This is a genomic window from Sneathiella chungangensis (assembly GCF_009882935.1).
GTDB classification, from domain to species: Bacteria; Pseudomonadota; Alphaproteobacteria; order Sneathiellales; family Sneathiellaceae; genus Sneathiella; species Sneathiella chungangensis.
The window spans coordinates 189,842-210,355 of record NZ_WTVA01000015.1; the positions used below are offsets into that span (position 1 = coordinate 189,842).

Annotated in this window: 18 protein-coding genes and 1 tRNA gene; 5 read left to right on the plus strand and 14 right to left on the minus strand. The window is 55.5% G+C overall.

Going from position 1 to position 20,514, the window contains the following annotated elements:
- Window position 1 precedes the first annotated feature (1 nt).
- The 4 genes from GQF03_RS13935 to GQF03_RS13950 form a co-directional block, all read right to left on the minus strand.
- Entirely contained in the window at window positions 2-979 is a 978-nt protein-coding gene (locus GQF03_RS13935) for an NAD(P)H-dependent flavin oxidoreductase (protein WP_161339905.1), read from the minus strand.
- A 152-nt stretch (window positions 980-1,131) separates the two neighbouring features.
- Window positions 1,132-2,802 (minus strand): acyl-CoA dehydrogenase family protein, encoded by a 1,671-nt coding sequence (locus tag GQF03_RS13940; RefSeq protein WP_161339906.1) that lies wholly within the window; start codon window positions 2,800-2,802, stop codon window positions 1,132-1,134.
- A 51-nt stretch (window positions 2,803-2,853) separates the two neighbouring features.
- On the minus strand, window positions 2,854-4,740 hold the full coding sequence (locus tag GQF03_RS13945; RefSeq protein ID WP_161339907.1) for an acyl-CoA synthetase: 1,887 nt from the start codon (window positions 4,738-4,740) through the stop codon (window positions 2,854-2,856).
- Between the two features lie 146 nt (window positions 4,741-4,886).
- Window positions 4,887-5,720, minus strand: a complete 834-nt coding sequence (locus tag GQF03_RS13950; RefSeq protein ID WP_161339908.1) for a polysaccharide deacetylase family protein — start codon at window positions 5,718-5,720, stop codon at window positions 4,887-4,889.
- A gap of 103 nt (window positions 5,721-5,823) precedes the next feature.
- On the opposite strand from GQF03_RS13950, the gene GQF03_RS13955 reads away from it, so the two are divergent.
- From GQF03_RS13955 to GQF03_RS13970, 4 genes are all read left to right on the plus strand, one after another.
- The gene (locus GQF03_RS13955; RefSeq protein ID WP_161339909.1) at window positions 5,824-6,882 is read left to right on the plus strand and encodes a carbohydrate kinase family protein; all 1,059 of its coding nucleotides are present in this window, start codon (window positions 5,824-5,826) and stop codon (window positions 6,880-6,882) included.
- An 81-nt stretch (window positions 6,883-6,963) separates the two neighbouring features.
- A complete protein-coding gene (locus GQF03_RS13960) occupies window positions 6,964-7,587 on the plus strand; it encodes a FecR family protein (protein ID WP_161339910.1) in 624 nt (207 codons plus the stop codon).
- A gap of 177 nt (window positions 7,588-7,764) precedes the next feature.
- Window positions 7,765-8,400, plus strand: a complete 636-nt coding sequence (locus tag GQF03_RS13965; protein ID WP_161339911.1) for a FecR family protein — start codon at window positions 7,765-7,767, stop codon at window positions 8,398-8,400.
- Between the two features lie 24 nt (window positions 8,401-8,424).
- On the plus strand, window positions 8,425-8,934 hold the full coding sequence (locus GQF03_RS13970; protein ID WP_161339912.1) for a PAS domain-containing protein: 510 nt from the start codon (window positions 8,425-8,427) through the stop codon (window positions 8,932-8,934).
- Between the two features lie 23 nt (window positions 8,935-8,957).
- On the opposite strand, the gene GQF03_RS13975 is transcribed toward GQF03_RS13970, so the two are convergent.
- From GQF03_RS13975 to GQF03_RS14010, 8 genes are all read right to left on the minus strand, one after another.
- Complete coding sequence (locus GQF03_RS13975; protein WP_161339913.1) at window positions 8,958-9,932, minus strand: FAD:protein FMN transferase; 975 nt, start codon at window positions 9,930-9,932, stop codon at window positions 8,958-8,960.
- Entirely contained in the window at window positions 9,929-10,486 is a 558-nt protein-coding gene (locus GQF03_RS13980; protein ID WP_161339914.1) for a nitrous oxide reductase accessory protein NosL, read from the minus strand. Before GQF03_RS13980 ends, GQF03_RS13975 begins: the two co-directional genes overlap by 4 nt.
- On the minus strand, window positions 10,483-11,316 hold the full coding sequence (locus GQF03_RS13985) for an ABC transporter permease subunit (RefSeq protein WP_161339915.1): 834 nt from the start codon (window positions 11,314-11,316) through the stop codon (window positions 10,483-10,485). The genes GQF03_RS13980 and GQF03_RS13985 overlap by 4 nt, the downstream gene beginning before the upstream one ends.
- The gene (locus GQF03_RS13990; protein ID WP_206375984.1) at window positions 11,309-12,259 is read right to left on the minus strand and encodes an ABC transporter ATP-binding protein; all 951 of its coding nucleotides are present in this window, start codon (window positions 12,257-12,259) and stop codon (window positions 11,309-11,311) included. Before GQF03_RS13990 ends, GQF03_RS13985 begins: the two co-directional genes overlap by 8 nt.
- Window positions 12,256-13,530, minus strand: a complete 1,275-nt coding sequence (locus GQF03_RS13995) for a nitrous oxide reductase family maturation protein NosD (protein WP_161339916.1) — start codon at window positions 13,528-13,530, stop codon at window positions 12,256-12,258. Before GQF03_RS13995 ends, GQF03_RS13990 begins: the two co-directional genes overlap by 4 nt.
- A gap of 3 nt (window positions 13,531-13,533) precedes the next feature.
- Window positions 13,534-15,432, minus strand: a complete 1,899-nt coding sequence (gene nosZ / locus GQF03_RS14000) for a TAT-dependent nitrous-oxide reductase (protein ID WP_161339917.1) — start codon at window positions 15,430-15,432, stop codon at window positions 13,534-13,536.
- Window positions 15,433-15,485: 53 nt separating this feature from the next.
- On the minus strand, window positions 15,486-17,639 hold the full coding sequence (locus GQF03_RS14005) for a NosR/NirI family protein (RefSeq protein WP_161339918.1): 2,154 nt from the start codon (window positions 17,637-17,639) through the stop codon (window positions 15,486-15,488).
- A gap of 246 nt (window positions 17,640-17,885) precedes the next feature.
- Window positions 17,886-19,064 (minus strand): NnrS family protein, encoded by a 1,179-nt coding sequence (locus GQF03_RS14010; protein WP_161339919.1) that lies wholly within the window; start codon window positions 19,062-19,064, stop codon window positions 17,886-17,888.
- Window positions 19,065-19,295: 231 nt separating this feature from the next.
- Between GQF03_RS14010 and GQF03_RS14015 the strand changes: the two genes are divergently transcribed.
- Window positions 19,296-19,997, plus strand: a complete 702-nt coding sequence (locus GQF03_RS14015; protein ID WP_161339920.1) for a Crp/Fnr family transcriptional regulator — start codon at window positions 19,296-19,298, stop codon at window positions 19,995-19,997.
- Here the strand turns inward: GQF03_RS14015 and GQF03_RS14020 are convergent.
- Both GQF03_RS14020 and GQF03_RS14025 read right to left on the minus strand, forming a co-directional pair.
- The gene (locus GQF03_RS14020) at window positions 19,994-20,218 is read right to left on the minus strand and encodes a DUF1858 domain-containing protein (protein WP_206375982.1); all 225 of its coding nucleotides are present in this window, start codon (window positions 20,216-20,218) and stop codon (window positions 19,994-19,996) included. The two genes, GQF03_RS14015 and GQF03_RS14020, sit on opposite strands and share 4 nt — an antisense overlap.
- Before the next feature lie 195 nt (window positions 20,219-20,413).
- Window positions 20,414-20,488, minus strand: a tRNA-Gln gene (locus GQF03_RS14025).
- Window positions 20,489-20,514: the final 26 nt, after the last annotated feature.

The window sequence follows — 20,514 nt, forward strand, 5'->3', positions numbered from 1 at the left end:
TTTAAGCGGATGCCAGGGCTTTCAGGCGTCCCTTAATAATTTCCTCCGCTTCGTTCATAATCCGGTCGATCAGTTCCTTGCAGGTCGGATTGTCGTGGATCAGGCCGGCAACCATGCCACAGCTCCAGGCCCCGATGCCGACATCCCCCTCCTGCATGACCTTGGGATAAACGCCGCCCACCAGATCGACTATATCCTCGATCTTGGTATTGGCGCCTTTCTCCCGCTCGATTTCGAGAACTTTCTCGACTGCCGGATTGTCGAGCACCCGTTCGGTATTGCGAAGCGGGCGCATGATCAGCCGGGTGTCCAGCTCCGTTGCGGCGATAATCGCATCCTTGACGTTCTGATGCACCGGCGCTTCCTTCGTCACCATGAAACGGGTGCCCATATTGATACCGTCCGCGCCCAGCGCGAGCGCGGCAACAAGCTGCTGGGCGTTACCCATACCGCCAGAGGCAACAAAGGGAATCGTCAATTCTTCGGCGGCCCGCGGCAGAAGGATCATGTTCGGGATATCGTCTTCCCCGGGATGGCCCCCGCATTCGAACCCGTCGACGCTGACGGCGTCACAGCCGATTTTCTCGGCCTTCAGGGAATGGCGCACAGAGGTGCATTTATGGATAACCTTGATGCCCGCATCTTTGAGCGCCGGCATATAGGCTTCCGGGCTGCGGCCGGCGGTTTCAACGATCTTGACCCCGCCTTTGACGATAGCTTCGATATATTCGGGATAGGGCGGCGCCGTAAAGCTCGGCAGGAAGGTCAGATTGACACCAAAGGGCTTGTCCGTCATGTCCTTGCAGCGAGCGATTTCATTGGCGAGATCCGCCGGGGTCTTTTGCGTAAGTCCGGTAATGATACCGAGGCCGCCCGCGTTAGATACAGCAGCGGCGAGTTCGGCGAAGCCGACATAATGCATGCCGCCCTGGATGATCGGGTGCTTGATACCGAAAAGTTCTGTAATTCTTGTTTTCATGGATGCCTCCAGCGCATTGTTGTTTTTTGTTCTTTATAGGAAGTGATCACCTGCGGCGCAACGACCCGTCGCAAGAGGCAATCCTTATATGTGATTATTTAACGGTTCCGGGAACGAATTGGCAATGAACAAATGCTCATCCGTATCGAAAATCACATGGACGCCCCCGCCCGCTCGAGAATTCCGTCAAAATCTGTGTCCTCCGGAAGGGTTCCGAAAGCCCCGGACCAGTATTCTCCGAGGCGCGACGCGCAAAAGGCGTCCGCCACCGACGGCGGGGCATGCCTCACCAGTAAAGCGCCCTGCCAGGCGAGCGCCATCATCTCGGTAATCCGCCGTGCGCGCGTTTCGAAATTACCGGTTTCCCGAACTTCGGCCTGCAGGCGGGTCAAATGCGCATCCAGCAGGCGGTTGCCGCCCTTCGCCTGCTCGACCTCCGCAAAAAAGGCGGGAAGCGCGCCGGGATCCTTGTACAGCGCGCGCAGCACATCGAGACAAATCACATTCCCGGATCCTTCCCAGATGCTGTTGACCGGTGCCTCGCGGTATAGCCGCGGCAGAATGCTCTCCTCTATGTAACCGGGACCGCCATGACATTCCATCGCTTCATAAACATGGGCCGGGGTCCGTTTGCATATCCAGTATTTGCCGATTGCCGTGCCAATACGCGCAAGCGCCGCTTCCGCCGGGTCTGTCTCGCCCGCCCCGATCGCGCGGCCAAGCCGGAGGAATAGCGTCGTCGCCGCCTCCGACTCCAGTGCGAGATCGGCCAGCACGTTCTGCATCAAGGGTTGCTGGATCAATTTCTTCTGAAATGCGGACCGGTAACTCGCGTGATGGATCGCCTGGGTGAGGGCCTGGCGCATCAGCGCCGCGGAACCGACAGCGCAGTAATAGCGGGTTCCCTGCACCATCTCGATGATCGTGCGCACGCCGCGCCCTTCCTCGCCGAGCATCAGGCCCCAGGCATCAACCAGTTCCATCTCGCTTGACGCGTTGGACTTGTTCCCCAGCTTGTCTTTCAGGCGCTGGATATAGAGGCCGTTCCGCGTCCCGTCCGGCCGCCATCTCGGCAGCAGAAAGCAGCTCAGGCCATTGTCCGTATAGGCAAGCGAGAGGAACGCGTCCGACATGGGGGCCGAGCAGAAAAACTTGTGACCGGTGAGAATATAGGACGCGCCGGGCCCCGTCGCAGTTCCCTCCGGTCGGGCAGTGGTCGAATTCGCGCGGACATCCGATCCCCCCTGCTTTTCCGTCATGAACATGCCCATGGTGATGCTCTTTTTCTCGCTCGCCGGGATATCGCGAGGGTCATATTCCGTCTTTAACAGGCGCGGAATCCATTCATCTGCAATCTCCGGCGTGGCTTTGAGCGCTGGCACCACCGCGTAGCTCATCGCCATCGGGCAGAGAACGCCGCCCTCAATCTGATTGAGCAGATAGGAAAGAGCGCCATGGGCCACATGATTGCCCTCACGCGGGTTGTTCCAGGCAAAGCTCGGCACGTCATTGGCAATCGCAAGATCCATCAGGTTGTGATAGGCCGGATGGAAGGTTACCTGATTGATCCGCATGCCGTTGCGGTCGAAGGCCTTCATCTCGGGTGGAAAGCGGTTCGCCTGATTGGCCCATTCCAGCGTTTCTTCCGATCCCGCCTTCATGGCGAAATCGATGACGGCCCGCTCGGCCCATCCGGCCCCTTCGCGCTGCAACCCCTCCTGTAGCGCCTGATCTTTGCCATAGAGATCCTGATCCCCGAGCACAGGCGGAACATTCGTCACCTCGTGGGTGGGCAGACTGGAAATCGGGCTACGGATGGTCATAGCGAAGCTCCTTTGCGACAGACGTGACACCCTTCTATATGTATCGCGTTATCAGTTTTGCCAAATCACCTCGTGGCGAAGGGTATATGACCCAAGCTTGTCGGCGATCTGTTGTCCCAGCACTTCCTTGTCCCCGCCGGTAACGGTAATCTCCGCGACGCTCCCATGAACAGGGTGATTATCCACGCTAACGGAAATATCGACGCCATTGACGCGGAAGGGGGCAAGATCCGCATCGAAGACCTTCACGGCGGCATCATGACGAAGCGCCGGTTTGAATATCTTGCCAACGCCGGTCAGGGGCATGGCATCAATAATCGTCAGATCCGCCGGATTCGCCGCCCGTTCCGGTATCCTCTCAAGCGCGAAGTCCTTGAGCTCGTCCGGCGTCGCTTTCGCACCCGGTTTCAACTGAACATAGGCGACGGGAATTTCGCCGGCATATGAATCTGGCCTGCCGACGGCGGCGGCCAGCTCGACGGCCGGATGCTCGTGCAGCGCCTCCTCGACAATGGACGGGTCGATATTGTGACCGCCACGGATGATCACATCCTTCGCCCGACCGGTCAGCCAGACATAGCCGTCTTTATCGATGCGGCCAAGGTCTCCCGATCGCAGCCAGCCATCGGTGGTGAAGGCCTTCTGATTATAGGCGGTCTGGACATAGCCCGGCATCACGCAGATGCCCTTCATGATGATCTCACCGATTTCGTCGGGGTCTGAAAACCGGGTGATCTTGCCAGTCTCGTCGATATGCGCGGATTTCACGTCGACATAGGGAAACCGCAATCCGACGGAGCCGAAGCGCACTTCGCCGTCCTGCGGCTGCATGGTGGTGAAGCAGGTCACTTCCGTCATACCATAGCCTTCCAGCATCGGCACGCCCGCCTGCTTGCTTATCGCCTTCAGCACCTCTACGGGCGCCGCCGATCCACCGGTCAACCCGGCGCGCAAACTGCTGATATCGGTATCGCCCACAGGAATGTTCAACAGCGCCGACAACATGGTCGGCACGCCGCCAAGTACGGTGACGCCATATTTTTCGACCAAACGCCAGTAACTGCCGACAACCAGCGGATCGCGAAAACCCTGCGGGCTGACGATGACCAGCGTCACCCCGTTCAGTATCGGCACGAGGCCGACGACGATGGATCCGCTGATATGAAACATGGGTAGCCCCGCAAGCAGGCAATCCTTGGACGAGTAACCGAGACCGAAACCGCTCGAGGCGACCTGGGACAGCTGCATCCGGTTGGTATGAGGCGCGAGTTTCGGAACGCCGGTCGTGCCGCCGGTATGATAATAGCCGACAACGTCATCCAATTGCTCGTTGCGCGGCCCGTTAATTGCGCTCGCGTCCTGTTTTGCGATCATGTCATCGAGGGGGAATATCTTTTTGCCGTCGCATTCCGCGCCGCCGCCCAGAACATATACCGCCTTCAAGTTCGGCATCCGGTCGATCACATAGGCGGCCTTCGCCCAGAGTTCCGGGCTTAACGCCTGCCCCGTCGCGATCAGGATGGTCGCATTGGCCGCTTCGGCAATACCGAGAATATGCTCCGGCTCCAACAACGGATTGACGGCATTGACCGTGCCCACCGTCTCCGCCCCCAGCATCGTGAAATAGGCCTGCGGACAGAGCGGGATGAGATAGGTGACCGTCTCCCCTTTTTGGAGGCCTGCCGAAAGAAACAGATTGGCCGTCTGGTTGACCTTGGCAAGCAGATCCCGATAGGAGATGACCTTGCCCTCCCCCATCGGATCACCCGGCGGCAGCGCAATCAGCGACGGTTTGTCGCCATATTGCTCGACGACCGCACAAAAGGCATCGTAAACATTTTTGTAAGGCACCCATTCCTCGATCGGCGTCTGTTCAAATTTTTCGACGTCCGCAAGGCTCTCAAAGGGTAAATTAAACTTCCTGAAGGCTTCCGCCATTCTTTCCCTCCCGTTTTTCTTATTCTTTTGAGGATGGTTCGCCATCCTTCCATTGAACCGTATGATGCCAGATACAGGGCAAGATACAAATCAATTTCGCCGCCGCGACGCCGGAGCCCGCCATTTTTCCCGCGGACGGAGTTTTCCTATATTTTCTGACGTTCCAGATATTCGTCAAGCGCAGTCTCCATGGTCATGAAGCGGGCGCCCCGGTCGATAAGTTTCACGATCAGTTCTTCCAGAATCAGCATCCGGTGGCCGCGACCGATACAAAACGGGTGACAGGTATAGGTCAGAATACCCTCGTCCAGCTTCTGCTGCATATAATCGAAATCCCCCATCCAGTTCTCGAGAACGGCGCTGCCGGCCCGCAAACCCGGAAGAACCGACGTCTTGTTGCGCAGATATTCAAAATGCGGAAAGTCATCCGTCGACCAGCTGATCGGCATTTCCATCAACGATGTCGGAGTGCCGAAATCCACGCGCGCATCCGGATGGATGACGTCGCCCTGCCGGACCGGATAAGGATTATAGTCGTCCCCCATCATGCTACTGTCATAGAGAAAGCCTTCCTGCAACAGAAGGTCGACGCTGTTTACGCTTAAATCCCAGGACGGCGAGCGATATCCCCGCGCCCGCTGTCCTGTCAGCTTTGCAATTGCCTCATTTCCCCGGACCAGCTGTTCCAGCTCCTCTTCCCGGCTAAGACCCGCCGGCGGGATGTGGGACCAGCCATGATGGCCGATTTCATGACCTTCTTCGGCAATTTTCTGGCATATTTCGGGATAGCTATAGAGGGTGACGCCGGGTATAAACCAGGTGCTGGGAATATTGTACTCGCTGAGCAGATGGAGAATGCGCGGGACACCGGCGGCGCCGAACTCGCCCCTCGACATCAGGGTCGGCGTGGTTCGCCCGTTTACTATCCAGCTTGAAACGGCATCGAAATCGAAGGTAAGGCAAACAATATAGGGGCTCATTTTTTATCCTCGCCCGTCATGTTTTTATTATAAAATCAAGCTACCCTGTCAGGGACGTCGCCGCAATAGGCAGGACAACAAAGAGCCGGAATGCGAAAACACCATGAATGAATTTACCAAGTTGAAGGCGCTGACAATCGGCTCCGCCACCATTGATATCATAGCCTCGGTTGAAGACCATGATATCGAACGCATGACCATGCATAACGCGACATCCTCCTTTTTGCTGCTGGAAGAAGGACGAAAGATCGATGTGAGCTCGATCAAATCCTCGGTTGGCGGCGGCGGCACCAACTCGGCGGTCGCCTTGGCCCGGCTTGGATACCGGACGGGCGTCTTTATCCGGATCGGAAAAGATCTGGAAGGGCAAAAAATCAAGGAGGTGCTGGCCGCAGAAAATATAGACACGCATCTGGTCGTAGAAGATGGCGCAAAACCCACAGGACAGGCGATCATGGTCATGTCCCATGTGCGCAACCCGACCATTTTCACGAACCGCGGGGCCAATACGGCCCTGACAGATGACGAAATTTCGCCGGCCATGTTCGACGGGGTTGACCTCGTCTATATTGCGAGCCTGTCCGGCAATTCCGCTGCGTGCCTTACGAAAATTGCGCGCCTCGCCAAGCAAGCCGGGTCCTTCGTCGCAACAAACCCGGGCATCCGCCAGATCACCTATTGGGCGGGGGATATCATCGAGGCCCTCGCCAATGTCGATTTACTATCGATCAACGCAGTCGAAGCGGAGCAGCTTGCCCTGACGCTATTGCCCAAAGGACAGCCGGTGGCAACGGATGCGCCGGTGGGCGACGGACCGGCGCTGTTGGAAAAAGGGCTGGGAGGGCGGTCATTTGAGAGTTTTATCAAGGAAGTCTGCAGCCTCGGGCCGCGGATTGTCCTGGTCACGAATGGCGCCGAGGGAGCCTATGCGGGAACGCCGGATGGCATCCGCTTTCACCCTGCCAGCAAAGCGGAGGTGAGCAACACCGCCGGCGCAGGCGACGCCTTCGCGACAACTTTTTCCGCTTATGCCGCCGCAGGGGCGGATCTTGCGCGTTGTCTCGAAGCGGCGACAGCGAATGCGAGAGCAATCATCGCCGCCCCCGATACGCAAAGCGGATTACTTAGCAAGAAGGAAATCGATACCGAGATTTGTGCTTAATCTCACAGATTGGCTCGTTAACCATAGTGCGTTTTTATTTCCTGTAATAGATACGGACGGAACATAAGGACGCGAAAACTGATGAGAAACCTTCTATTTTTCCTTGTTGCGGTGATATTCATGTCATTCGACCCGCACCTGGCTGTGGCGGCCGACGAGGTTGCGACCGTAACCAAGCTGCGCAATAGCGCGCATGTATTTCGCAAGGGCCAGCAGATTGCGCTCAACGAAGGTTTCAAGATAGAGGAATTTGATGAGGTTCTTACCGGCAAGGATACCCGCGTTGAAATAACCTTCATTGACGGGACAAAGCTCAATATCGGCGAGCACAGCAATATCGTCATCGACAAGTTCCTGTTTGATCCGGTCAACCACCTTGGCATCGCAATCCTGCGCTCCCTGGAAGGTGCCTTTCGTTTTGTCACCGGCAATATTGGCAAGGTCAACCAGCCGCAAATCGTCGTTCAAAGCCGCTTTGGCGTGATCGGCGTACGGGGAACGGATTTCTGGGCCGGGCCGTCGAGAGGGGTATATGGTGTTCTTCTTCTGGACGGGTCAATTTCGGTTACCAATCCGGTGGGTCAGCGTATCCTTACCGCGCCGGGAACCGGCGTCAACCTGACGGGTAATGACGCGCCGCCAAGTGAAGTAACCGCTTGGGGCGCAGAACGGGCTGCTGACGCGCTCGCCGCCGTCGCGTTCTAGCTTCCGGAATGTTTATCTATCGACGCTGGTCGCCCCGACCACTCGCCGGCAAGCATATAACTTGTACTACGGTGATCCATAACAAGGACCATTACGTAGAAAAATATAATCCGATGGGTTCGGCTTATGCGCCGAAGGTCATTCCGGACATGGCAATGTCGCCACAAGGAGAACGGTATGTTTAAGAAATTCTGTCTGGCATCGGCCATGATTATTGTAGGAATTGTCGCCTCTACGGCGCAGAGTTTGGCCGCGAACCCCGACGTCGGATCGGTAACACGCCTGGAAAACGATGCCAGCATCATTCGCGCCGGCAGTGAAATACCGCTCGAGATAGGGGCCGCGATTAAGGAAAATGACGAGATTACGTCCGGCAAGGACGCGCGAGTTGAGATCACCTTTACCGATGGCACGACCCTGCGGATAGGCGAAAATGCGCGGATCGGGATTGACGAATTTCTCTACGATCCGGACAACAACGTCGGAAACGCGATTATTGGCGCCCTACAGGGTCCGTTCCGTTTCATAACGGGGAAAATCGGGGAACTCAAAAACAAACGCATTGAAGTAAAAAGCAGCCTTGCCACGATCGGCATCCGCGGTACAGATTTTTGGGGTGGACCATCACAGGGTACCTATGGTGTATTTCTGTTCGAGGGCACGATTGTCGTCTTCAATGCACAGGGTGGACGAATTGTCAGCGTCCCCGGGACCGGTGTTGATGTTGACGGTGCAGACAAAGCGCCCGCTGCAGCAGAGGCTTGGGGTAGCGCACGTGCGGAAGCCGCACTTGCGACGGTAACGTTCAGATAAAGGCTTGTGATCGTCAGGAGCTAAATGGATCGAGTAAAAAAAGACAGTCCGCTGTCTTCACCCAATCTTCTTGAAATTCGAGACTATTGGACCGCCTTGAAAAAGGATCGGGAGATACCGGCGCGCGGGGACTTCAGTCCGGCCAGCATCGCCCGGCATCTTCCAATTGTCTCTCTGACGGACGTCTTTTATAACCCGCTGCGCTTTCGTTACCGGCTATTGGGAACCCGGATTACCGAGCTTGCCGGCAGAAATGCAACAGGCAAATGGCTCGACGAAGAGCTTTACGGCGAAAAAACCGATGACATGCTTTGGTCGTTCCGGCAGTGCGTTGAGGTGAAACACCCGATTGCTGTCCGCGAACAGGTTCAGTTTGTCGACAAATCCTGGGTCATTGTAGAAGTTGCGTTGTTTCCTCTTTGCGACGAGGAGGGCAGGATTAATGTGATTTTGAGTGCCCTTGACACGGCGAGCCTGAATACGGAAACGCCACCGGACGGCACATGCTTCATTCTGGACTGGGAGAAGAGCTAACACTGTCTGCCGTCCCGGGCAGACTAGCCGTAAATTACTTCTTCGATCCTGGGATCGCCGCGCGCGAAGGTCTCGCCATCGGTCTCGGTCATAAGAGAGAGAGCCGTTGAGGCCATATCCGCATAGGTGGCGGAAGCCGAGATCACGGATACGGACCGTTTGAATTCGGCGAACTCCCCGGTCCTCGGGTCGAGCAAGTGGTTCGCGGTCGTTCCCGGCGCAAATGGGCTGCCGTATCCGCCGGAGGTCGCAATCGCCTTATTCGTAAGCTCGCGAACTGCGACGGGTTGCATGTTATTTTCCGCCCCCGAAACGCCGACACGCCACGGCGCGCCATCCGCCTTGCGGCCCAAGGCATAGGTCTCTCCCAAAGAGACCAAAACGCTTTCAAATCCGGCGGTCTTGAGCAAGGACGAAATGCGGTCCGTGATATAGCCTTGGGCAACACCGTTCAGGGTAATTGCCATTCCCGGCTTTTCAAATGCGATCCGGTCGACGGAAATGCTGATGTCCATCGAGCCGATTTTGGCGAGCGCCGCTTTGATCCGAACGGCATCCGGCCCCGCCGGATCTGCGTTCCCATCCGAGAAATGATCGGCAAACAGCTCCCATAGCGGTTGCACAGTGACATCAAACAATCCGTCCGTCCGCGCCGAGAAAGAGACCGCCGCCGACATAAGCTCCAGAAACTCGATATCCGGATTATCGAGACGGCCCGCGGCGTTCAGCCGGCAAATTGCCGAACCGGGCCGGTACAGGCTGAAAAGATTTTCAAGGCGACGGATTTCTCTCTGGCATCGATCCAGCTGCGCCCGGGCCCAGTCCGGATCATTATGGTAGAGTTGTATCGTCGCCTCCGCTCCCAGCGCCGATCCCGTCCAGGTAATTTTTTGCAATTCCCCCGCCGCGGCGGGCAGGACGGGCAAGGCACCAAAAACACTCGCCGTGACGAGAAACCGGCGTCGGGACATAGTCGAATTTGAAGATTGCGTCATCATTTGTGATTTCCCATTGCTCGAGGATTTTCAGCGACGGTCTCGCCGGCACTGCCGCTTTCGGGTAGCAGAAGGGAATCGGGAATTTCGTCAAGTTTCATGACCTTGCCGCCGTGTTCTGCCGCGAAAGCGTCTGCCGCATCCCTTGTGCCGAACGGGACCATCTCCAGCATTCCCATACCACCGCGCTTGTCGCTGCCGACAACATAGAACGCACTGTCAGCGGCAATCCAGATGCCATCGCGCTGCGGTTCTTCCCAGCTTGTCGCCAGCGCCATATCATGAACGTAAAAACCAACGGTATGCTGGCTCTCGCCTGGCAGCCTTGTATAGGCGATCGCGTCCCGAACGGCGGTAAACCAGAGCGGATCCTTGCGCCCCTTTTCGAAGACCTGCCCCTTCGGACCGGCATGCTCCACCAGGATCATGCCGCAGTAAGCCCCGACGGCATCATCCTTTAACGCCTGCGGTGGCGGCGCTATGTCGGCAATATCGTCGCAGGCCGCAGCGACCGTCAGCAGCAATATCGCAACGCCCAGTCTCAGAATTGGTTTCACGACGTCCTCCTTTGGAATAAGGCGCAAGCAACAGAAAGGGGGACGACGATCCAGGCACCGAGGAGAAGCAACAAGACCGATCCTGCCACGCCCTGATCCTCACGCAATCCCGACATTCCCGACAACAGCGCCGTATCAGCATTGGTGGCGAGGTTGAACATTCGATAGGCATCTGACGGACTTGCAAGCATGATCCATTTCACCGCCTCATCCTGTATCAGGCTTGCGGCTCCCGAAGAAAGAATGCCGAGAAGCGCCATATCGAACAGCACGACAAATACAAGCCAAAGACCGATAGCGCCAGCCGCCGACGTGCCACGGTCTTTTGTGATCGTACTCAACAGCAGGCCCAGCGCCAGGAAAACACCGCCCAGCATGACCGATGACACAACTAGTTTAAGAAATATGGTCCATGGAATTTGCTCAAGCGGCGCCTCTCCCTTAGCGGCGACCACCACCAAGGCGACCCCGTATCCAACCACGATTGCGAAGGAAAGTATTAAAAGCTGCCCCAGAAACTTGCCAAGGGCAATCTCGGTCCGTGTCACCGGATATGCCAGCAGCAGTATCAACGTGCCGCGCTCGTCTTCACCAACAATACTGTCATAGGACAGCAAAAGCGCAATCAGCGGGATGAAAAATATGCCAAGAGACGACAGGCTGACGACGGTGACGGCAAGCGGGCTGATCGCCGTTGTGCCGACGGGGGCGCTGCCGAGAAGCGCAAGAACCAGCGCAAAACCAGCCATCAGGAAGGTCATGACGGCAATCCATTTATTGCGATATCCGTCCCGGACTTCCTTCTGTATCAAGGTCAGTATGTTACCCATTGGAATCTTCCCTGAATGCCGGACCCGTTGCAGAATAGGCGTTGAAAACTTCTTCCAGCGACGGATCGACAAGTTCGATGTCCAGGATGCCCTCTTCCATCGCCATAACCCGGCTGAGGACGTCCATCTTCTGATCGGGCCGGCATCGGAGCAGAATTTCTTCACCGGAAATCCGCTCAACCGGTAGCTCCAATCTAAATGCAGCGACAAGGCTTTCGCAGGTATCCTGCCGCGCCCTGATCCTAAGACGCGAGCGCATATTGATGTGATGGCGGAGAAGCGGGATGGACCCTTGCGCCACCAGTCTGCCCTGATTGAGAATAGCCACCCGATCAATACGGTCATCGAGTTCCGTCAGAACATGAGATGAGATCAGCACCGCCGTTCCATTTTTCTTCTCATCATCCAGTATTCGATAGATATTTTGCCGCGCCACAGGGTCGAGGCCACTGGTCGGCTCATCAAGCACCAGCAGTTTCGGCTGCCCAAGGAGCGCCTGAGCAATACCAAGACGCTGACGCATGCCTTTTGAGTAGGTGCCGACGCGCCGGTCTGCGGCATCCTGCAAATCGACACGTTCGAAATACGGGTCGAGGTTATTAACCGCCACCCCCTTTAGCCGCGCGTAGAAGGCGAGAGTCTCACGTCCCGTCAGGGTTTTCTGAAAAAGCACCTGCTCGGGAAGGAACCCGATGTTTCGGCGGAGTTGATTGAATTGCCGTCTCCCCGGATCGGCGTGCAAGACGTTGAGCGTCCCCGCGTCGGGTTTCAGCAGGCCGAGAATGATCTTGATCAATGTTGTTTTACCGGCGCCGTTGTGTCCGACGAGGGCCAGACATTGCCGCGCCGACAAGGTGAGCGAGACATCCTCAAGGGCATTTTTCCTACCATAGGACTTGCCGACATTCAAAAGCTCGATTGCGGGGAAATTTTCCATTTTCATGACTTGCTCCGGGCCGCGAGTTTTCTCGGCATCTCCATGAGCGGAGCACCGTCGACAACGCCTCCCGGATGCAATGCGGGAAAGTTGCCTTGCGCATATTTCAAAATCTGTACCGCCGGGCTGTTCATCAGGAGCCGCGTTGACGGATACTGCCAGATGATACGGTCCGTGAGATCGTTGGGACGATAGATGCTATCAGCGATGCCATCGCGGTCCAGATCCATCGCGACCTGATCCGACCAGTAGTTGCCGACGCCCCCCTTTGACCATTCCAGCCAGCGGGTTCCGACATATTTGACCTGATTTCTGTTGTTGACGAAGGCGTTGCGCGTCAACGTATTCTTCTCCGATCCCGCCGTGAAATGGACACCGATATCGCAATCGGCAAGCAGGTTTTCCTCGAATTCATTATTGTTCGAGTTATAGATGAAGATGCATTTCTCCGTTCCGCCCCGGACAATATTGCCTTTCGCCAGAATACGATTGGCGTAATTGAACAGCAATCCCCTGTCCCGGTCCTGTTCGGAAACATTATCCGTCACCACCAGATCGCTCGATGACATGATCGCATAGCCGATGTGGTTCCGGGCGGAACGGTTGCCCGATACTTCGCTCCGGTTGGTATACATATAGTGGATCGCGAAACGCAGATCGCGCATCCGATTGTTTTTAAATATATTTCGCTTGCTCGTCGTTACGAATATTCCGTCCCGGCCATAGCGGATGTCGTTTCCCTCGATTATCGCCCCCGGCGCATTCCAAATCTGTATGCCATTCCCGCGCTCGTTCATCCTGAGATCCTGGCGGCCGGTAATGCGATTGCCGGACACCCGCGCGTCTTTCGCACCGGAAACGTAGATACCGATCAGATTATTGGCGACCTCATTATCTTCAACGACCGCACGCACCGCCTCGGGATGCAGAAAGATCCCGCTATCCTGCGTTTCGAGAGAAAGACCGGAACCGGTCACCATTAGGCCTTTCAGGGTTATATCCGGCGCCTTTACCTGAATGACAGACCCGGAGGAAGTGCCGATGATTTCCGTTTCCCCGCCGCCAAGAATGGATAGAGGCTTGGTGATTACAAGCGGCCCTGAATATGTACCGGGAGATAAGATCAGGGTGTCGCCGGCCTCCGCCGCATCAATTGCCGCCTGCAGGCTCCCGGAAACCGTAATACTACGGGCCATAGCATAGGGCAGCGTAGCGGCTGCGGCGACAAAGGCCGCCGCAGCGCAAATCAGCCAAAGAATTTTTCTTTGGGCATACATCGTTTAAGCCGGTTCGACCAGCATGCGTCCGCGCATTTCCATATGCAGCGCATGACAGAACCACTGGCAATAGAACCAGTGAACACCCGGCATATCGGCCTTGAAGGTAACCGACGCCGTTTGTTGCGGACCGATTTCCATCGCCACGCCGTAATTGGAAATCGTAAAGCCGTGGGTAAGGTCATCAACATCATCGATATTGGTGATAATGACGGTCACCTCATCCCCCTGCTTGACGGTGAATTTTTCCAGTGAGAAGGTCGGCGCTGACGAGTACATATAGACCCGGACCTTATTGCCGTCGCGAACCACATCTTCCGCATAATCCAGATCTTCGATGCCGTCGGCTTTCGCCTGCGCCTTAATAGCGTCGAACATGGGGTCTTCACGATCATATGTCTGGTTCGGATTGACGATTGAGCGGTGAACGATAATGCAGTCATGTGGCTCGGCAAATGTCGGGCCGTCATGCACCAACTTCATCTTGTCGCCGGAGATATCAATAAGCTGATCGTTTTCGGGCTTCAGCGGCCCTACATTGATATACCGGTCCTTCGAGAATTTGTTCAGGGAAATCAGCCATTTCCCGTCCGCCTTGTTGGTTTCACCCATTGATGTGTGATTATGACCCGGCTGATAATGAACGTCGAGCTTCTCGACAATCGGATCGACATCCTCTCCGGCAAATTTGCGGATCGCCTTGTCGATATCCCACTTGCAGATCTGGCTGTCGAGGAATAGGGTCGTATAGGCATTGCCCCGCCCGTCAAACGCCGTATGGAGCGGCCCCAATCCCAGTTCCGGCTCCGCTACAACGGCATCGCGGGGCTTGATTTTATCCGCAAAGACATCCGGCAACTTCGCCATTTCAATAACCGATACCGTCGGCGAAAGCTTGCCGTTGACCATCATATATTTCCCGTCGGGCGAGGCATTCACGCCATGCGGGCTATTTGAAATCGGGATATAGCGCGTATATCTGGATCCTTTGCGGCCATCCAGAACCGGCACATCCCCTTCATATTTCTTGAAATCGCCGGCGGCGACACCAGCTTCGATCGCAGCAATATCGAAGACAACGGCCCAGTCCTGCTCGTTTGCCGTCATCTCGGCGAGGGTGACTCCCTCTTCCGAGTTATAGCAGCTAGAGATCGCGTATTTCCCCTGATAATCCGCATCGACGTTATCTAGATTGCCGTCAACGATAACCTGCCAGGCGACTTCCATCTTCTCGCCGTCGATCGCCGTGAAAACCGCGTGATATTGTGTCGGATCGTCGAGAACAGACCCGTCATTCGGCAACGGCACCCGATGCTCCCCGTTCGCGAAGATATATTTGGTCTTCGGGAATTTCTGAGGCCGCAAGCCGTGGATATCCGCGGCGTTCGGGATTGAAATGATCTTGTCGACCTTCATGATGTCGCAACGAACGCGGGCGACGCGAGTGTTCGCCTTGTCATTCACCCAGATATAACGGCCATCATAGGTTCCGTTGGTGAAGGACATATGCGGGTGATGGGTATCGCCATTGCTCGGGAACCCGCCCTTGTCTTTCCAGAACTCCTTTTCCTTCGGCAGCATGTTCTCGGTCAGGATTTTGACGCTTTCATTCGTCTGTCCCCAACCGGTCGCACTGCAACGGTTGAAAACGGGAATTCTTATCAGCTCGCGCATTGAGGGAACGCCCAAAATCCGGAGTTCACCGGATTGTCCTCCGCTCCAGAACCCGTAATATTCATCGAGGTCGCCAGGGGCGACTTCATTTTTGCCGGTTGCAGCGCGCGCCGATGATAAGGGCATCAACGACGCCCCGCTCACAACACCCAGCCCGGCAGCAACAGCCGACCCCCTCAACAATGACCGTCGAGACACGTCCGCAATCTTCTCCGAGTTGTCCGTCATTTTCTCTTCCTTCTCCAATAATATCCCCGCGTATTGGCGAGAAACCCATGTACCTACTCGTACTCCCTGGGTTGGTTAAGCCGTCTTCCCCTGCGGTAGGCAGGGTCCTGATCGGCGACAGTTGTCTTGGCATTCGGATCCATTTTCCGGGCCCTGGCCAAGGCATGGATAACAACAGGGCACACATGCTCGTCGTAGTAATTCTGCTGGCAATGTAGGCAGTAGAGACATTCGTTCGGGTTGATATTGCCCAGTGGGTCGATAGCCTGGACCATGCACTCCTTCGCGCATGTCTGGCACGGATCCCCGCAGTTGCGGTATCGTTTCAGCCAGTTAAACATGGCGAGCTTGCCCGGAATGGCGAGCGCGGCGCCAAGCGGGCAGAGATACCGGCAAAAGAACCGTTCGATAAAAAGACCAGCAAACAGCAGCGAGAATACGAACAACAGATATGGCCAACCCCGCATGAACCGCAGCACAATGGATGTGCGGAAAGGCTCGATTTCGGAAAAGGTCTCCGCGAGATGCAGGGAGTAAACGGACAGACCCAGCAAGCCCAGGAATATGATGTACTTGATGGGCCACAGCCGTTCATGCAGCCACCAGGGAACGGTAAACTGCTTGACGCCGACAAACCGGGCGATCTTGTTGGTGAGTTCCTGCAGCGCGCCAAATGGGCAAAGCCAACCGCAGAAGGCCCCTCTCCCCCAGAAAATAAGGGAGACCGCAACCGAGCACCAGAGAATGAAAATCAACGGCTCCATCAGGAAGAACTGCCACTGGAAATCCGTCAGCAGCGCATTGACGAAGACAAACACATTGACGACGGACAATTGCGCCTGGGCATAAAATCCAATCCCGAAGAGCGTGAACGCGAGAAAGCCAATGCGGAACCAATCAGTGAATTTCTTGTAGCGGACCACATGGTCCTGAATGAAGAAAAGGATTGTGAGAATAACAAGCGCCGCTACGAGAATTACGATCTCCGGCAGTTTCTGTTTCCAGATCCGCTGCCACAACGCATTCGCGGCCGCCACGTCCTCTGAATTACGCATCACAGGATTTTCCGCCGGCGGCGGAGCGACTGCCGGCGTCTCAACATGGACGTAGGCGTCGGGAAGCTGATAGGTCAGCTCAAATGCAACGAACACCTTTTCAAGCGCACCGATCGCCCGCTGCACGAGCAGTTGCAATTCCCATGGTTCAGCGGGATTGAACACCGCTCCTTTAGGTGTCCGGAAAAGCGCGACTTCCTTGAAATCAGGCGCGCCTTCGGCTTCGACGCGGCCGAGATTTTTATATCCGCGATCCTTGAAACGAAATGCCTCTTCGCCCTGGACGATCTGGATACGATCAAAAATACCGCCGCGTACATATCCGGACCCCCGAAACGAGTACCGTCCGGTTCCCATAACGAGGAATGCATCCTGTTCGGGTTTCAGTTTCTTTTGCAGATTTTGATATTCGCGCTCCCCCAACAGGCTTTTGGCAATCGTCGGAACCGCGAGAGATGCCACGTAGAGATCAATAAACGCCTCGTCGTCATCGCCTGTCTCGGGTCTTTCGATCGCCTTCGCATTCCCTTGGGCAACGAAGGCGTCGTTGACGTCCTTAAGACTGAGCCGAAGCCGACGTACAGATCCGTTGCCAACCAGTGTTTCCCAATCCTGGATATCGCCATCATCCGCAATCAATGTTTTCTTTGCGGTCACGGCTTTCGACGTTGCCGTCAGCCCCCCGAGCCCGAGGGCGGCAGCCGCACGGACAGCCGCTCTCTTGATACTGTCATCGATGACCATGACGGTAACGGTTGCACCGGAGACGATATCAACAGGCGGTGGTTCGCCGCCCTTTTCGCGCGCCACCTGCAAAATGTCGGTGTCTTTATACCCGGCAATAAAATCGATGATTTTTTGCTCCGGAATGCCGGAAAGGACAATCGGCTCCGCATGATGCATCAGACGACCAGCCGCGATGCGCCCCTCCGGCGTCATGGCAATCAGCACCTCAATCGGCTTTCCTGAATATCCGATGGCGCTCACAAAATCAGTGTTGAGGAACGCATATCCGGTTATTTTCTGCCCTTTGAGAATTGGTGTAACGGGAATTCCTTCCGGTTGCGCGCCGTAGCCATCCGCGCCATCAATCAATTCCGCCGCGGGTATTGTTTCGAGATACTTGCTAAGCTGTCCGGGCTGCGCCGCCATTCCCGCAGTTGCGGTTAGCAGATATATACAAAGACTAAGGAGAATTTGTTGAAACAGCGCGGCCATATGCGGTGGTGGGGAAACTCGATTTTGCATGTCGCCAATAATTCCCGTTGCATCTTTCTGTCAGGGCGTCAATCCCGCTGACATGAGCAGCTTAAATGATAACAACATAATACAGACCGCAAAAAGCGATTATTTGTCCTATATCAACTTCAGACGACATTTATCGCCGCGCGCAAAATCTCAGGCCCGTGGTTTGAAAAACAAAGGGCTATATCCGATGCTAAATCCTGCAAATGCGAGAAACCATGAAAGAGCCGCGAGCTGTAGCAGCGGGCCATAATAATCCCCCATGAATTCCGCCACGATGCGGGTCGACGCGGACAGCAAAATCAGAAGAAAGATCGTATTCGCCCGAAATCCGGAGCGAAGCTTTTGACCCGAATGGCCGAGTGCCGCCCGCAGCATTACCGAGAGCGTCATACAACCGATGGCGCCCGTCCCAAGTGCGTGAATGCCTGCCAGCGGTGAAAAGTAATCCGGAAAAACGCCGGCGATGCCGAGAAGCGCCAGCCCGAGCGGAATAAAAAAGTAACTCAGATGCAGAATAAGGACCAACGGTTCCCGTATACTGCGTTCCCCGCCCCAGCGGATCAACCGAATGAATTGCAGACCGGCCGCGATGAACAGGAGCACGCCCGAGACAAGATCCAGATCAATGGCAATCCATAGGATCAACGCCGAAACGGTGACGGCGATGGTCAGCATGTCAAACTTGCTAATCGGCGCGGGAAGCCGGCCGGGATTATTCTGAACCAGCCAGTTGCGGGTAAAACTCGGGATGATCCGCCCGCCGATCAACATGATAAGCGATATGGCGGCGGTCATCGCCAACCGGTAGCTATATCCGCTCGATCCCGAAAAATGCACCTCAAGATGAAAGCAAATATTGGCCAGGAGCAGCAGGCTCAACGGAAGCAGAACTTTCAAGTTCCGCCAGTTTTTACCGACAATGATTTCATTCGCCAGAACAGCGAGAATTGTGCCGAGGAAGGAAAGATCGATCGCCATGGCGGCGATCCAGCCGATTTGACCGGAAAAAGTAACGGCCGCCCGCCCCGCCATCCACAGCAGCAGAAGTAGTAATAGCGGCATCCCCTGAATGGGCATTCGCCCTGTCCAGTTCGGGATGGCGGTAAACAGGAATCCGGTCACGACGGCGGCGAGAAATCCGAAAAACATCTCATGCACGTGCCAGTCGACGCCGGTGAAGGCGGTCATCAGCGAAAGTTCGCCGTAAAAGAGCGGAATCCACAAAAGGACCGACAGTCCCGCATAAAGCGCACCAAAAAAGAAGAAGGGCCGGTAGCCATAGCTTAATAGGGCTGGCCCCTGGTAGTCTTTCAATCTTGGAATAGCCATCGTTGTCATCCTGTCTAGCGGCAATTTCCGCCATCAATGTCCGCGCGAGTCTGCGATCTGTCGATCGTTGAATTATGGAAATGTCAATGACGAGAAATTTTTTATTGCCATTGCCACGCTTATCGTCTGCCGCATAGAATATCGTCCCGGGAACAGATAATTTTCCAGGCTCGGACAATAGCAATACAGCGCCGCGAAGGATTTGCGTTTTGACAAATAAAAAGGTTTTTGATGTCTTTGCTTGATGCGTCCCTTATTGCCGATATTCCGCTCTTCCAGGGTGTCGCACGGCAGGATCTCGTGGAATTGCTCTCCAAGGCAAAGTCAGAACGCTATGTCAAAGAGAGAACGATCTTCAATCAGGGCGAGGATGCGCATTCCTTTTTTCTTCTTCTTGACGGGCATATTCGCGTCGTCCGGATAACCCCCGAGGGCGAACAGGTCATCGTGCGGTATATCTCAAGTGGCGAGCTTTTCGGGATTGCGCATGCGCTCGGTCTGGATAAATATCCTGCCAATGCCGTTTCCGCCGTTGACTGCGTCGTACTGTCCTGGCCCGGCGCAATCTGGAAATCCGTTTCAGAAAAATTTCCGGCTTTCACGGCGAATACCTACAAAACCGTCGGTGCCCGTTTGCAGGAAGCGCAAGACAAGGTCGTCGAACTGGCGACGGAGCGGGTGGAGCAGCGGGTCGCAAATGCTATCTTGAAACTCGCCAATCAGACAGGAAAGAAAACGGAGGACGGCATCCTGATCGACTTTCCGGTCTCCCGCCAGGATATCTCCGAAATGACGGGGACGACGTTGCATACGGTTTCACGATTGTTGAGCGCGTGGGAACAGGAAGGCATTGTTAAAAGCGGCCGCAAGAAAATTACGGTGATTGAGGGACATAAACTGGCCGTCCTCGCAGGTGGGGACCAGCGCAGCTAACCATCCTCCGCTTCGTCGATTGCCCAATCGAGATCATCCAGCAATTGCGAGAGGCGCATATCATGCTCTTTTGCAGCATCAACGGCAGTGTGGAACGTCGCGAGCGGACAGCCAACGCATTGCATATGGTTTTTCAAGAATACTGAAATGGTTGCCGGCCAAGTTCGCATGATTTCATCGACCGACATGTCCAAATTGAATTTTCTGTCCGGTCCGCCCAATGATATTTCCCTGCAGTAAATAATCCTGCATATCAAAACGGCGTCCACCGGACTTTGCTCTCGCGCAAATAGCGGCACGAAAACTGCAATGCCAGTCACTGTTTCAGACAGGCCCCATACCGTCGGCGAGTTCCCAATAAATCATTGTTTTTGTGCGATATTTTGGATGATATTGGATTAGGTGAAATGAGGTTCTGGCTGGGGTGGCAGGATTCGAACCTGCGCATGACGGGATCAAAACCCGCTGCCTTACCGCTTGGCTACACCCCAATGAGGAGCCTCTTTCTATCCAAAGG